The 14,428-nt window shown below is 72.5% G+C and carries 11 protein-coding genes; 4 read left to right on the top strand and 7 right to left on the bottom strand.

Going from position 1 to position 14,428, the window contains the following annotated elements; genetic code table 11:
• Positions 1-59: 59 nt before the first annotated feature.
• Positions 60-5,375: a pullulanase-type alpha-1,6-glucosidase gene (gene pulA / locus IEZ01_RS09000; RefSeq protein WP_189200893.1), complete on the top strand. Its 5,316-nt coding sequence runs from the start codon at positions 60-62 to the stop codon at positions 5,373-5,375.
• 51 nt (positions 5,376-5,426) lie between these two features.
• Here the strand turns inward: pulA and IEZ01_RS08995 are convergent, their stop codons facing one another.
• On the bottom strand, positions 5,427-5,942 hold the full coding sequence (locus IEZ01_RS08995; protein WP_189200891.1) for a GNAT family N-acetyltransferase: 516 nt from the start codon (positions 5,940-5,942) through the stop codon (positions 5,427-5,429).
• 62 nt (positions 5,943-6,004) lie between these two features.
• Here IEZ01_RS08995 and IEZ01_RS08990 point away from each other — a divergent pair, with 62 nt between their 5' ends.
• Positions 6,005-6,349, top strand: coding sequence for a 5-carboxymethyl-2-hydroxymuconate Delta-isomerase (locus IEZ01_RS08990; protein WP_019885736.1), 345 nt, complete (start codon positions 6,005-6,007; stop codon positions 6,347-6,349).
• On the opposite strand, the gene IEZ01_RS08985 is transcribed toward IEZ01_RS08990, so the two are convergent.
• Entirely contained in the window at positions 6,334-7,071 is a 738-nt protein-coding gene (locus IEZ01_RS08985; RefSeq protein WP_028797449.1) for a TetR/AcrR family transcriptional regulator, read from the bottom strand. The two genes, IEZ01_RS08990 and IEZ01_RS08985, sit on opposite strands and share 16 nt — an antisense overlap.
• Before the next feature lie 38 nt (positions 7,072-7,109).
• On the opposite strand from IEZ01_RS08985, the gene IEZ01_RS08980 reads away from it, so the two are divergent.
• Entirely contained in the window at positions 7,110-7,406 is a 297-nt protein-coding gene (locus IEZ01_RS08980; RefSeq protein ID WP_019885733.1) for a hypothetical protein, read from the top strand.
• A gap of 19 nt (positions 7,407-7,425) precedes the next feature.
• Here the strand turns inward: IEZ01_RS08980 and IEZ01_RS08975 are convergent, their stop codons facing one another.
• The 4 genes from IEZ01_RS08975 to IEZ01_RS08960 all read right to left on the bottom strand — a co-directional run bounded on the left by IEZ01_RS08975 (position 7,426) and on the right by IEZ01_RS08960 (position 12,312).
• A complete protein-coding gene (locus IEZ01_RS08975; protein WP_189200889.1) occupies positions 7,426-8,502 on the bottom strand; it encodes a PDR/VanB family oxidoreductase in 1,077 nt (358 codons plus the stop codon).
• Entirely contained in the window at positions 8,502-9,386 is an 885-nt protein-coding gene (locus IEZ01_RS08970) for a metal-dependent hydrolase (RefSeq protein WP_189200887.1), read from the bottom strand. The genes IEZ01_RS08975 and IEZ01_RS08970 overlap by 1 nt, the downstream gene beginning before the upstream one ends.
• 140 nt (positions 9,387-9,526) lie before the next feature.
• On the bottom strand, positions 9,527-11,461 hold the full coding sequence (locus tag IEZ01_RS08965; protein ID WP_189200885.1) for a hypothetical protein: 1,935 nt from the start codon (positions 11,459-11,461) through the stop codon (positions 9,527-9,529).
• Positions 11,462-11,508: 47 nt separating this feature from the next.
• The gene (locus IEZ01_RS08960) at positions 11,509-12,312 is read right to left on the bottom strand and encodes a tyrosine-protein phosphatase (RefSeq protein ID WP_019885729.1); all 804 of its coding nucleotides are present in this window, start codon (positions 12,310-12,312) and stop codon (positions 11,509-11,511) included.
• 126 nt (positions 12,313-12,438) lie between these two features.
• Here IEZ01_RS08960 and IEZ01_RS08955 point away from each other — a divergent pair, with 126 nt between their 5' ends.
• Positions 12,439-12,900 (top strand): hypothetical protein, encoded by a 462-nt coding sequence (locus tag IEZ01_RS08955; protein ID WP_019885728.1) that lies wholly within the window; start codon positions 12,439-12,441, stop codon positions 12,898-12,900.
• 3 nt (positions 12,901-12,903) lie between these two features.
• Here IEZ01_RS08955 and IEZ01_RS08950 read toward each other — a convergent pair whose 3' ends face one another.
• Complete coding sequence (locus tag IEZ01_RS08950; RefSeq protein ID WP_189200883.1) at positions 12,904-14,400, bottom strand: DUF1996 domain-containing protein; 1,497 nt, start codon at positions 14,398-14,400, stop codon at positions 12,904-12,906.
• Positions 14,401-14,428: the final 28 nt, after the last annotated feature.

The raw sequence follows: 14,428 nt of genomic DNA, 5'->3' as shown, positions 1-14,428 counted from the left end.
TCATCCCCGCTGCGCGCGGAGCGGCGACTCCCCTTCCCGTACCGGATCAGGAGAACCTCGTGACACAGCCCCCGCGCGGCCGCCGCAGAGCCGTCGCGGCCACGCTGGCCGCCGCCCTCTGCGCGGCGCTCGCGCCCGCCGTGCCGGCCGCCGCCGCCAAGCCGCCCGCCCCGCCCTCCGACCGGGCCATGGCCAAGGCCCCGACGCGGCACGACGCCAGCCGGGAGCAGTTCTACTTCGTGCTGCCCGACCGGTTCGCCAACGGCGACACCGCCAACGACCGCGGCGGACTCACCGGCAGCCGGCTCGACCACGGCCACGACCCCGCCGACAAGGGCTTCTACCAGGGCGGCGACCTCAAGGGGCTCACCCAGCGGCTCGACTACATCAAGGGCCTCGGCACCACCGCCATCTGGATGGCGCCGATCTTCAAGAACCGGCCCGTGCAGGGCACCGGCAAGGACGCCTCCGCCGGGTACCACGGCTACTGGATCACCGACTTCACCCAGGTCGACCCGCACTTCGGGACCAACAAGGACCTGGAGATTCTGATCGACAAGGCCCATGCCAAGGGCATGAAGGTCTACTTCGACGTCATCACCAACCACACCGCCGACACCGTCGACTACGCCGAGAAGGCCTACGGCTACCGCCCCAAGGGCTCCCACCCGTACCTCGACAAGGACGGCCGCCCCTTCGACGACCGCGCCGGGATCGGGAAGGTCGACGAGGACTCCTTCCCGTACACGCCGAAGGAATCCGGCGGCAAGGTCCCCGCCTGGCTCAACGACCCGACGATGTACCACAACCGCGGCGACTCCACCTGGGCCGGCGAGAGCGCCGAGTACGGAGACTTCGCCGGCCTCGACGACCTGTGGACCGAACGCCCCGAGGTCGTCGACGGCATGAAGAAGATCTACGAGAAGTGGGTCCGCGACTTCAAGATCGACGGCTTCCGGATCGACACCGTCAAACACGTCGACCTCGACTTCTGGACGCAGTGGGCCACCGCCCTCGACGCCTACGCCGCCAAGCGGGGCCGCGACGACTTCTTCATGTTCGGCGAGGTGTACTCCGCCGACACCGCCGTCACCTCCCCGTACGTCACCCGCGGCCGCCTCGACGCCACCCTCGACTTCCCCTTCCAGGACGCCGTCCGCGCCTACGTCTCGCAGGGCGCCGGCGCCGACCGTCTCGCCCGCGTCTTCGCCGACGACCACCGCTACACCACCGACAAGGCCAACGCCTACGGCCAGGTGACCTTCCTCGGCAACCACGACATGGGCCGCGTCGGCACCTTCCTCAAGCAGGACAACCCCAAGGCCGACGACGCCGAACTCCTGCGCCGCGCCCGGCTCGCCAACGAGGTGATGTTCCTCAGCCGCGGCAACCCCGTCGTCTACTACGGCGACGAGCAGGGCTTCACCGGCTCCGGCGGCGACAAGGACGCCCGCCAGACCCTCTTCGCGTCGAAGACCGCCGACTACCTCGACGACGACCAGCTCGGCACGGACCGCACGCACGCCGACGACGCCTACGACACCGGCCACCCGCTGTACCGCTCGATCGCCGCGCTCTCCAAGCTCACCCGCGAGCACCCGGCGCTGCGTGACGGCGTCCAGCAGCAGCGCCACGCCAAGGACTCCGTCCACGCCTTCTCGCGTAAGGACGCGAAGGCCGGGACCGAATACCTGGTCGCGACGAACAACGCCACCACCGACAAGACGGTGACCGTCCCCACCGACTCCGGTGACGCCGCCGCCTTCCATGTCCTGTACGGCGGTTCGGGCACCGTCCGCGCCGTCGACGGGCAGGTCACGCTCACCGTCCCCGCGCTCTCCTCGCTCGTCCTGCGCGCCACCCGGCCGCTGCCCGCGGCCACCACGGCGCCGTCCCTGACGCTCACCGCGCCCGCCGCCGGAGCCACCGGCACCGTCGAGATCTCCGCCACCCCGGCCGGCGGCCGGCTCAACCGGGTCGTCTTCGCCGCCCAGGTCGGCAACGGCAAGTGGCAGACCCTCGGCACCGCCGACCACGCGCCGTACAAGGTGACACAGCACCTCACCGCCCCGGCCGGTACGCCGCTGCGCTACAAGGCCGTCGTCATCGACAGCTCAGGCCGGACCGCGAGCGCGCACGCCACCACCACGGCGGGCCAGACCCCGCCGCCCGGCAAGCCCACCGCCGTCGAGCGCACCTACGCCGTCGTCCACTACAAGCGGCCCGCCGGCGACTACGACGGCTGGCAGCTCAAGGCCGACGGCGGCCTGACCGGACGGTTCACCGGACGGGACGCCTACGGCGCGTTCGCCTGGGTCCGCCTCCCCGAGGGCGCCTCCACCTTCTCGTACACCGTCGAGAAGGACGGCACCGCCGACGGGCCGCGGCGCACCGTCACCCTCGCCCGCACCGGCGAGGTCTGGATCGAGCAGGGCAAGGACGGCCAGGCCGACACCGCCCCCGACGGCGCCCGCCCGCCGCAGGACACCGCCAAGGCCGTCGTGCACTACCAGCGCCCCGACGGCGACTACGACGGCTGGGGCCTGCACACCTGGACCGGCGCCGCCCAGCCGACCGACTGGGCCAGGCCGCTGACGCCCGTCCGCCAGGACGCGTACGGCGTCACCTTCGAGGTGCCGCTCGCCGCCGGCGCCACCTCCCTCAGCTACATCCTCCACAAGGGCGACCAGAAGGACCTGCCCCAGGACCAGTCGCTGAGCTTCGCCAGCCACGGCCGGGAGGTCTGGCTGCTCGCCGGGCAGCCCGCCTACCTCCTGCCGCAGACCGGCGCCGCCCCCACCCTCGACCTCACCAAGTCCGAGGCCCACTTCATCGACCGCACCACCGTCGTCTGGAAGGTGAAGGCGACCGACGCCACCAGCCAGCAGCTGGTGTACGCCCCCGGCGGCGGCATCCGGGTCGTCGACGGCGCCCTGTCCGACGAAGGACAGTGGCTGCGGCTCACCCCCGCCGCCCTCACCGACGCCCAGAAGGCCAAGCACCCCCACCTCAAGGACTACCCGGCCTTCACCGTCGACCCGCGCGACCGCGACCGGGTCACGGCCGCCCTGCGCGGCCAGATCGTCGCCACCCAGCGGGCCGCCAACGGCGCCCTGCTCGCCGCCACCGGCGTCCAGATCCCCGGCGCCCTCGACGACCTGTACGCCCCCAAGGCCACCGGCGCCGCCCTCGGCCCGGTCTTCACCAAGGGACGCCCGACCCTGTCCGTCTGGGCCCCCACCGCCCGCACCGTCTCCCTCGACCTCGACGGCAAGGCCGTGCCGATGCGCCGCGACGACGCCTCCGGCGTCTGGTCGGTCACCGGCCCGGCGAGCTGGCGCGGCAAGCCCTACCGGTACAACGTCACCGTGTACGCGCCCAGCGTCCAGCGGCTCGTCACCAACCAGGTCACCGACCCCTACGCCACCGCCCTCACCACCGACTCGGCCCGCAGCCTGATCGTCGACCTGCGCGACCCCGCGCTCGCCCCCAAGGGCTGGTCCACGCTGAAGAAGCCGGCCGCCGTCCCGCTCAAGGACGCCCAGATCCAGGAGCTGCACATCCGCGACTTCTCACTCGCGGACCGCACCTCCCGGCACCCCGGCGGCTACCTCGCCTTCACCGACCGCGACTCGGCCGGGATGAAGCACCTCACCGCCCTCGCCCGCGGCGGCACCTCCTACGTCCATCTGCTGCCCGCCTTCGACATCGGCACCATCCCCGAGAAGAAGTCCGACCAGACCGCCCCGGCCTGCGACCTCAAGGTCTACGCCCCCGACTCCGACGAACAGCAGGCGTGCGTCGCGGCCGCCGCAGCCAAGGACGCCTACAACTGGGGCTACGACCCGCTGCACTACACCGTCCCCGAGGGCTCGTACGCCTCCGACCCGGACGGCACCCGCCGCACGGTCGAGTTCCGGCAGATGGTCCAGGGCCTCGGCGACGCCGGACTGCGCACGGTCATGGACGTCGTCTACAACCACACCGTCGCCAGCGGCCAGGACTCCAAGTCCGTCCTGGACCGGATCGTGCCCGGCTACTACCAGCGCCTCCTCGCCGACGGCTCCGTCGCCACCTCCACCTGCTGCGCCAACACCGCGCCCGAGCACGCCATGATGGGCAAGCTCGTCGTCGACTCGGTCGTCACCTGGGCGCGCGAGTACAAGGTGGACGGCTTCCGCTTCGACCTCATGGGCCACCACCCCAAGGCGAACATCCTCGCCGTCCGCGAGGCCCTCGACGCGCTCACCGTCGAGAAGGACGGCGTCGACGGCAAGAAGATCATCCTGTACGGGGAGGGCTGGAACTTCGGCGAGATCGCCGACGACGCCCGCTTCGTCCAGGCCACCCAGAAGAACATGGCCGGCACCGGCATCGCGACCTTCTCCGACCGGGCCCGGGACGCCGTCCGCGGCGGCGGCCCCTTCGACGAGGACCCGGGCGTCCAGGGCTTCGCCTCCGGCCTGTTCACCGACCCCGGCCCCTCCAAGGCGAACGGCACCCCGGCCGAGCAGAAGGCCCGCCTCCTGCACTACCAGGACCTGATCAAGGTCGGCCTCTCCGGCAACCTCGCCTCGTACACCTTCACCGACACCCGCGGCCGTACGGTCAAGGGCTCCGAGGTCGACTACAACGGCGCCCCGGCCGGCTACGCCGCCGCCCCCGGCGACGCACTCGCCTACGCCGACGCCCACGACAACGAAACCCTCTACGACGCGCTCGCCTTCAAACTGCCGCCCACCACGTCGCCCGCCGACCGGGCCAGGATGCAGCTGCTCGCCATGGCCACGGCCACCCTCTCCCAGGGCCCGGCGCTCTCCCAGGCCGGTTCCGACCTGCTGCGCTCCAAGTCCCTGGACCGCAACTCCTACGACAGCGGCGACTGGTTCAACGCGATCCACTGGGACTGCCGCGACGGCAACGGCTTCGGCCGGGGCCTGCCGCCGGCCCCCGACAACCGCCCCAAGTGGCCGTACGCCAAGCCGCTGCTCACCCAGACCGCGCTGACCGTCGGCTGCCCGCAGATCGACGGTACGGCCGCCGCCTACCGCGACCTGCAGAAGATCCGCACCACCGAACCGGCCTTCGGCCTCGCCACCGCCGGTGACGTGCAGTCCCAGCTGTCGTTCCCGCTCTCCGGACCGGAGGAGACCCCCGGCGTGATCACCATGATCCTCGGTGACCTCGTCGTGGTCTTCAACGCCACCCCCGAGCGGCACACCCAGCGCATCGCGGACCTCGCCGGCGCTCCGTACGCCCTGCACCCGGTGCAGGCGTCCGGCGCGGACACCACCGTCAAGTCCGCCTCCTACGAGGCGACTTCGGGCACCTTCACGGTCCCGGCGCGCACCGTGGCGGTCTTCCGCCGCGGCTGACCGGTGAGGGCGGGCCCGGCCGGGACACCCCGGCCGGGCCCGTCCCCCTTTTCACCCGAGCTCCTTCTCCAGCAGCGTCACGCCGTACCGGCTGCCGTCCGCCGCCACCTTCCCCGGCTGCTCGCCGACGACCCGGTACCCCGCGTCCTCGTAGTACGTCCGCAGCCGCGGATTGCTCGACAGGCAGTCCAGCCGGGCCAGCCGCCGCCCGCCCCGCGCGATCCGCCGCTCCGCGTGCGCCAGCAGCGCCCGCCCCGATCCGGCGGGCGCGGCCGCCCGGTCCGTCATCAGCCGGTGTACATATCCGGCCACCGGCGGCTGTGCCCCCCAGGCCGGTTCGTCGTCCCACCACAGCTCGTACGCCCCTACGGCCCGCCCCGCACCGTCGGCCGCCAGCCACAGCTCACCCTCCCGCATCCTGCGCCGGAAGTGCTCCGCGTCCTTCTCGCCCGGCTTCCACTGCGCGATGCCCATGGTCCGCATCCAGGACGCGGCCCCGTCGTACAGGTCCACGAACCTGCCGATGTCGTTCTCTTCGGCCGTCCGGAAGGTGAGTTGTGCGGTCATGACGATCACCATAAGGGTGAGCTCAGACGTCCGTACGACCGCACCGTGACCGGGAGTGCCACATGCCGCAGATCACCGTCGACTACTCCGCGTCCCTCGACGACACCTTCGACCGCCGGGGATTCGCGCTCGCCCTGCACCCGGTCGTCGGCGAGACGATCAGCACCCACATCGACAACTGCAAGTCCCGTTTCCGCCGGGCCGAGGAGACGGTCTGCGGGGACGGATCCAGCGACGACGCGGTCGTCCACGTCACCATCGCGATCATGGCGGGCCGGGCACCGGAGGCCAAGACACGCCTCGCCGAGGCCGTGGTCGCCCTCGTGCCCCGGCACCTCAAGTCGCCGGAGGGCGTACGGATCTCCGCCGAGGTACGCGACCTCGAACCCGCCTACCGCAGGCGCTGAGCCGGTACGTGCGCCCCGGCACCGGAGGTCACGGCGGGCGCCAGCGCCAGCAGCCGGCCGACCAGGTCACCGAAGGGACCGTCGGCCGGTTCGTCGGCGAGCATGGCCAGCAGGATCGACGCCATCTCCGCGTCGTACGCGGCGCTCACGGCGCCCAGCGCCGCGAAGTCGTGCACCAGCTGCAACTCCAGCTCGGCACGCGGCACCCGGCGCCCGTCCAGCCAGATCAGCGCGGTCGACTCGGCGAGCGACACCCACGACCGCACGACCAGCTCCAGCCGGGCCGGCGGGTCGGCGATCCCCAGGTGCGCGATGATCTGCTCGTACGCGGCCTGCCGCACCCCGTCGATCATCGCGTGGGTCGTCGACGAACCGACCGCCGGGCCGCCCCGCATCAGCGCCGAGAAGCCCGGACCGTGCTCCTCCACGAAGTCGAAGAAACGGCCCATCACCCTCAGCAGCCGCGCCCCGAGCGGCCCTTGGTGCGGCTCCAGGAACCGGGCGGCCAGCTCGTCGGCGGCCCGCCGCAGCGCCGCCTCGTACAGGCTCTGCTTGCCGGGGAAGTAGTGGTAGACCAGCGGCCGTGAGATCCCGGCGGCCGCGGCGATCTCGTCGATCGACACCTCGTCGGGGGAGCGGTGGCTGAACAGCTCCAGTGCCACCCCGATCAGCTGCTGCCTGCGCTCCTCGACGCCCATCCTGCGGCGTACCCCGGTCGTCATGCGAACAGCCTAACCGTCGTCCGTTACGCTCCCACGACATGAGCGCTTCTGACCAGGACACGCCGCAGGCAGCGGCCGAGGGCCTGACCCCCGGGCAGGCCCGCCGGCTGCGGATCGTCGTCGCCTCCGTGCTGCTGGTGGCCCTGGCCACGGTCCTCGCGGTACGGCTGGCCAGCCGCACCTCCGTGCTCGTCGTCGGCGTGTACGGACTGGCCATGATCCTGTGCGGTGTGGTGATCGAGCTCTCCCGCAACGGCCGTACCCGCCTGGGCACCTGGCTGCTCGCGGGCGGGCTGCTCACCGCGCTCGCCGCCGACTGGTTCCTGCTGCCGTAGGACCCATCCGGGGGGAGGGCTACAGGTCCAGGACCAGCCGGGGGCCCGTGCAGCGCGAGACGCAGATCAGCATCGAGTCGCCCCGCTCGGAGTCGGTGAGCAGCTCGTCGCGGTGGTCGATCTCGCCCTCCAGGACCCGCTGTTGGCAGGTGCCGCAGAAGCCCTGTTCGCAGGAGTACGACACATGGGGCAGCTCGGCGCGGACGGCGGCCAGCACCGACTGGTCCGCGGCGACCGCCACCGTACGTCCCGAGCGGCGCAGTTCGACCTCGAAGGCGCCGCCGGGGGCGGTGGCGCCCGGCGCGAACCGTTCGAGCCGGGGCTCCCTGCCGTCCGGGAGCGCGACGGTGACGGCGTCCATCAGGCCGTCGGGGCCGCAGCAGTACACGGCCGTCTCGGCCGGCACCCCGGCCAGGAAGGACAGATCGGGCAGGCCGTCCTCGTCCTCGGCGACGACCGTCACGCGCGTGCCGGCGCCGTCGAGTTTCCGGATCTCGTCGAGGTACGGCATCGTCGCCCGGGCGCGCCCGCAGTACAGCAGCCGCCAGTCGGCTCCGGCCGCGTCGGCCGCGCGCAGCATGGGCAGGACGGGCGTGATGCCGATGCCTCCGGCGACGAAGAGGTAGGCCGGGGCGTCGACCAGCGGGAAGCGGTTGCGCGGCCCGCGGAGTTCGACCTCGGTGCCCTCGTGGAGCTGCTCGTGCACCTCGACCGAGCCGCCGCGGCCGCCGTCCTCCGGCCCGATCAGGCGGGTGGCGACGGTGTACGCGCCGGTGTCGGCCGGGTCGCCGCAGAGCGAGTACTGCCGTACGAGCCCCGACGGCAGGACCAGGTCCACGTGCGCGCCAGGCTCCCAGGACGGCAGGCCGGTGGCCTCCAGCCGGAGCTGGACGACGCCTTCGGCGGGCGTGGTCCGCTCGGTGACCAGGGCCCGGAGGGTGGTCGTGGAGTGGCGGCCCCGGCCGGAGACGGGCTCGTCCAGGGCGGGCATCGGCCACAGCGGGGACGCCTCGATCCGGCGGCCCATGGCGCGCTTGGCGCGGGCGGCGACCAGCGCGGCCCCGGCCACCAGGACGACGGTGGTGAGTCGTTTCATCAGCGGCCTCCGTTGGCGCCGGGGGAGTTCGCGAGATAGGCGACGGCCTGTGCGGTGGAGCCCTCCTGGGAGGGGTGGTAGCCGCGGCTCAGATAGCGCGGGATGGAGCGCAGCATGTCCGGGGTGGAGGGCAGCAGACCCTGGCGCCCCTTGCGGACGAACTGCCCCACCGACGCCCGGCCGTCGGCCAGGGTCGGGTCGTTCTCCATGAAGAAGCGGGCGCCGCGCTGCCAGAAGAAGACCAGCGCGGTGAAGGCCGCCGCCCAGGTGCGCACGCGCCGCCGGTAGCCGCCGTCCAGGTGCATGAACAGCTCGAAGGCGACCGAGCGGTGCTCGACCTCCTCCGCGCCGTGCCAGCGCAGCAGGTCGAGCATGGCGGGGTCGGCGCCGCGCCGGTCGAGCTCCTCGGCGTTGAGGACCCAGTTGCCGAGGAACGCGGTGTAGTGCTCGATCGCGGCGATCAGCGCGACCCGCTCCATCAGCCACCACCGCCGGGGCCGGCCGGGCGGCAGTGTCCGGTCGCCGAGCAGCTTCTCGAAGAACCAGTCCACCTGCGCGGTGTACGGGGTGGGGTCGAGCCCCAGCTCCTTGAGGTGGGGCAGGACGTCGTCATGGGCCTGCGAGTGGACGGCCTCCTGCCCGATGAACCCGATGACGTCCTCGCGCAACCGGTCGTCGGTGATGAGCGGCAGCACCTGCTTGTAGACGTGGATGAACCAGCGTTCGCCCGCGGGGAGCAGCAGATGGAGCACGTTGATCGTGTGCGTGGTGAACGGGTCGCCGGGAACCCAGTGGAGCGGGGTCTCCTGCCAGTCGAAGGAGACCTTCCGGGCCTTGAGGGGTATGTGCTCCGACGCCCCCGGTGCAGGCTGCGTATTAGACATGGCGTCAATGTACTGACGGGTAAGCACGTGCGACAGGGGCGTGCACGGGGAATTTCGGCCAGGGCCCCCGAGCCGGGCCCCGAAGCCAGGGCCCGCGACCCAGGGCCCCGGTGTCGCGGGCCGGGTGTTGCGGTCGGGCGTCAGCGCAGAGCGCCCACCTGGGTGCCGTCCTGTGTGCGGCCCGTCAGCTGGGCCCGGGCGCCCGGCGTGGTCCTGGCTGCCAGCAGGCGGCCCTCCGCGTGCGCCCGGACGCCGCCCGAGGTGTCCAGCGACGTGATGGAGGGGCCGCCGGCGGCCAGGACGTACCACTGGCCGCCCCGCGCCTTCCACAACACCCCCGCCAGCACCCGCGGATCACGCGGCCCGCAGACCGGTGACTCCTCCGCCTTCGCCGCCACCGCGCCCGGCGCCCCCGGCTCCGCGGACGGCGCCTGGAACTGGGCCAGCACCCGCACGCCCGTACCCCGCCAGGTCTCCGCGCGCGTACACAGCCACACCGCACTGCCGCCGCCCTCCGGCAGCCGCTGCCGCGCGAACTGCCAGGAGTTCACCGCCCGCACCCCGTGCCCCCGGACCGACGGCAGCAGACACGCCGTCCGCGCCCACGCGGCCCGCGCCGCCTCGGACGCCACCTCGCCGGGCGCCGCCGGGGGACCCCAGGTGAGCCGGGCCGGAGTCAGCTCACCCAGGTCCGTAAGGAGCCGCACCGCCACCCCGTCGCCGACCTCCAGCACGTCCCAGGACCGGCAGTGCCGGGCCTGCGCCGGGCTCGGCACCGGATCGGTCACCCCGTGCGCGTCCCGCCGCAGCGGCCTCGGCGCCCCGTCCGGTACGAGCAGATCCCGTACCCCGGCCGTCCGTACCCAAGGCGCCGTCAGATAGCGGACGTTGCCCGCCGCCCGCCCCACCACCAGCGCCCCGGACGCGGCCATGTCCGCGCCGTCCGTCCGCGCGAAGTCCAGCACCGCGCCACCCGCCCCCTCCACCGGCTCCGCATAGCGCACCACCCGCAGACCGTCGTGGAACAGCACCACCCGCGCCGCGTCGACCCGCCCCGCGAACAGCAGCTGCGGCGCCCCCATCGGCGGACCCGGCGGGGTGCCCGGCGTCGCCGACGCCAGCACCGTACGGCCCGGCCGCGCCCACACCGCGAGCGCCCGCCGCAGCAGTGCACTGTCACCGGTCAGGTCACCCCGCACCGGCCACACCGTGAAATCCGTCCGCGCCGAGCGCTGCCACACCGCCGGAGCCACCCGCCGCAGCCGCCCCGGGTCGAGCGCCGCCTCCGACGCCGGATTGCGCGCGTACGACGGCGCCGCCGCCCCGCCTGGCCCCCAGCCCTCACCCGGCAGCCCCAGCAGCGCCCCGCACACGGCCACCGCCGCCGCGGCCGCCACCGCCGCCCGGGCGTGCTGCCGCCGCCGCATCAGATCCGGCGGCCGCGCCTGCAGCGAACACGGATCGAACTCCGCCGAGCCGAGCAGCGCGTACATCGCCCCGACCCCGTCCGCCTCCGCCAGCGCCGCGTCCGGCTCCGCCACCCCCGCGACGGCCAGCACCCGCCGTACCTCCGCATCGCCCTGCCGCTCCAGGCCACGCAGCACATACGCCGCCCGCCCCGCCCCCGAGAGCGCCGACAGCCGCTGGTCGAGGGCGAGTTCGTCGGCGCCGCCCGCCCTCGGGAACACCCTCAGCCCCCACACCATCGGCAGCAGCGGCGGGAACTGCGCCCGGCTCGGCCAGGCGAGCCGCCGCAGCGGGCGCCCCGCCAGCAGCGCCTGCCGCAGCACCTCCCCGCGGACGTATGCGTACCCCGGATCGACCGCGTCCTCCGGGCGGCCCGGCCCGGGCGCGCCGGGCCCGCCGCCGCCCGTGCGCCGCCGGGGCAGCGACCGCTGGACCACCGCGTGCGCGGTCACCACCCGCCGGTTGCGCCCGAGCGAGGGGGGAAGCACGAGATACGCGATCCGCACCAGCCGTGGATAGTGCTCGACCAGCGCCGCTTCGGCCTGCTCGACATCGATGGGCGCGGTCGTGGGGGAGGGGGCGAGTTCCTGGTTCTCCTGGGTGCTCACATTCAGCAGAACGAGCGAATCATGCGATGGTCACCTCGCTGCTCGGGCTACGCGGACGCCGTGACGAGCCGTTCGCGGATACGCTCCACCACCTCGTCCGCGACGCCCAGCCCCTCCCGTACGTACTTCTCCATCGACCCGTGCCGCACCGCCACCTCGTCCAGCGCCGCCGCCAGATAGGCAGGCACCACCCCGACCAGTGACAGTGCGAGGTCAGGATCTCCGCCCTGCGCCGCGAACCCCTTGATGAGCGGCGCGAACGCCTCCCGCACCGCCGGATTCACCGAGAGGTACTCGGCCAGGACGGTCTCCTCGTCCGCGCCCAGCAGCGTCAGCACGATCGTCGCGGCCCAGCCGGTCCGGTCCTTGCCCGCCGTACAGTGGAACAGCAGCGGGGTCGAGCCGGGATCGCCGAGCTCGGTGAGGAACGCCCCGTACGACAGCCGCGCCGACTCCGCCGTGACGAAGGCCCGGTAGGTCCGCTCGAACACGGCATGCGCCCGGCCGCCGCCCAGCTCCTGCTCGGCGAGGGCGGGCTCGGCGAGCAGCGTCTTCAGCTTGGCGGCCGGCGGCAGCCCGCTGGTCGCCAGCCAGTCCGCCAGCACGTCGGCGACGAGGAGCCGGCCGCCCAGGGGCACATGGTCGGGACGCTCGGCCCGCTCGGCGGCCGTACGGAAGTCGACGACGGTACGGATGCCGAGACCGGCCACCGCCGGGTCGGCCGCCGGGTCCAGCCGGTCCAGCCGCGCCGACCGGAAGACGAGCCCGGATCGGACCGCGCGCCCGCCCGGCAGGGGAGTGGAGCCCAGGTCGCGCAGATTGGCGACGGTGGTGGCGGGGATGGCGGGCATGGGCGACTCCAGGAGAAAACGGGTGTTTCAGTGCAAACCGTAACCGAGGGGGAGGTCTCCCCAGAGGTTCGTACGACTCCTGGCGTTCGCCAGCGGTCCGTGTGACCGAAGGGGCAGGATGGGCACATGCGTACGGAGCGAACCGTGGCGGCGGCCGTCCTTGCCGCCCTCATGCTGGTGACCGGTTGTGACAGCGCGCCCGAGGCGCCCGAGGAGGCCACCGGCACCCTGGAGGAGCTCGCCGCGAAGGCGGAGTGCGAGCCCAACATCCAGACCGACGCCGAAGAGCTCCGGCAGGCCAACTGCCGTACCGCAGACGGGAACTACATTCTGACCACGTTCGCGACCGACCGCGGTCAGCGGGAGTGGATCAACGAGTCGAAGGACTACGGCGGTTCCTATCTGGTCGGCCGTAAGTGGGTCGTGGCCGGCGAGGCCAAGGTCGTGACAGCGGTGCGCGGCCGGCTCGGCGGAACGGTCGAGACCGCCCCGCCGCACCAGCCGCACCGGCCGGACGCGTCGCACAGCGGTGCCCCGCACGGTGAGACGCCGAAGGGTCACACGTCACACGGTGCGGGGCAGCACTGAGGTTCAGGCGCAGCGACGCCCGTCGTTGATGCAGCTCACCACCCTCTTCATGAGCCGGCTGTCGAAGACGTTGATGAAGTCGCCGTGATCGGTGATCGGCTTGTGGAGCTGCTCGGGAAAGGAGTCGACGGCGAACCGGGGCCCTCCGGCGGAGGGCGGCGGCACGTCGTAGACGATCCGCTGGACCAGCTGCGGAATGGCCCGGAAGCCGTTCGGGCACCGCCCGGCGGCGTCGGCGAAGGCGACATGGGTGCGGTGGTTGGCGCTGTCGGTGTTCCGCCCGTCCCAGCAGCTCTGGAACTTGAAGGTGCGCACCACCTGGCTGCCCTGCGGGCAGATCGGATATTTGTCCTTCAGCTGCCGGTTCTCGAATCCGGTGCAGCTCCAGGACGCGTTCGCGTTCGCGTCGCCGTTGGTGAACGCCTTGGCGTCACCGGTGATGATCCGCAGGAAACGCGGCATGGCCGTCACCTTCGAGACCGGGCTGCCGACGAAATTCAGGGTGACCTGCGAGGGCGTCTGGATCTCTCCGACGTTCTGGTCCTTTCCGCCGCCGTCGGCATTGGCGTCGTTCTCGTTCTGCCCGTTCTGCAGCCGGAGCACGGGCCAGTAGTAGGTGGATTTGTCGCCCTGATTACGGCAGGTGGTGCGGCCGCGGGCGAGATCGTCGTCGCTGGCGAAGGCGTCGTTGGCCTGGTTGCCGACATAGTCGTGCATATGGTGGGCGCCGTTGCTCACGCCGGGCGCGACGATGACATTGTCCGGATTGAACTTTCCGTTCTCGTTCCGTCCGCAATTGGTGATGAAAGTGCCCCGCGAAGCGCCGCCGCGCTGCCGGGGATTGCTGACATTGGGCTGTACGTTCCGGATGTCGACGAAGTCGGAGGCGACGGGCCCGTTGCCCGCCTGACCCTGACCCTGACCTTGGCCCTGGCCCTGGTCCTGGTCCTGGCCTTGGCCCTGGTCCTGGCCCTGGCCCTGGCCTTGGTCCTGGCCCTGGCCCTGGTTCAGGGTCTGGTTGGCCTCGTCGTCGGCGCGCAGGGTGCAGGGCGCCATGGCCTCAAGACCCTGCGGGCGCGGCGCCTCCCGGTCGATCATGGCCACGATCCGCTGGAGAATGACCAGCCGTTCGTTTCTCAAGGGCGCCAGGATCTGCTGCTCGCCGTAGGCGGGGTCCTGCGCGATCCGCTGCTTGTTCTCGGCGAATCGCTGATAGGCGGTGGTGATCTGGGTGTCGAGCGTGGCGAGTTCACGGTCCACCTCGCCCCGCACGCCCTGGGGAACCTGCGGCAGCCCGTTGGCGACCTCGGGGCAGTCGATCGTGGACATCAGCTGCTGCTGGGTCTGCCGCTGTCCCTGCTGCTGCCATGGGCCGGACCAGCCTTCGCCCGCGGATGCGTAGACATTCACGGCCACCAGCCCACCCCCGCCCAGAATCAGTGCGGCGGAGGCGACGATCGCGCGGCCGGCCAGCGTCGAACGTTTTCGTGTGCGTCCCATGGAACTCCAATCCCGGGGAGGGAAGTAG

Source organism: Streptomyces purpureus (genome assembly GCF_014648195.1).
GTDB lineage: Bacteria > Actinomycetota > Actinomycetes > Streptomycetales > Streptomycetaceae > Streptomyces > Streptomyces purpureus.
Note: the sequence above shows the minus strand (reverse complement) of the source record. Positions and strands in the feature narration are given on the sequence as shown.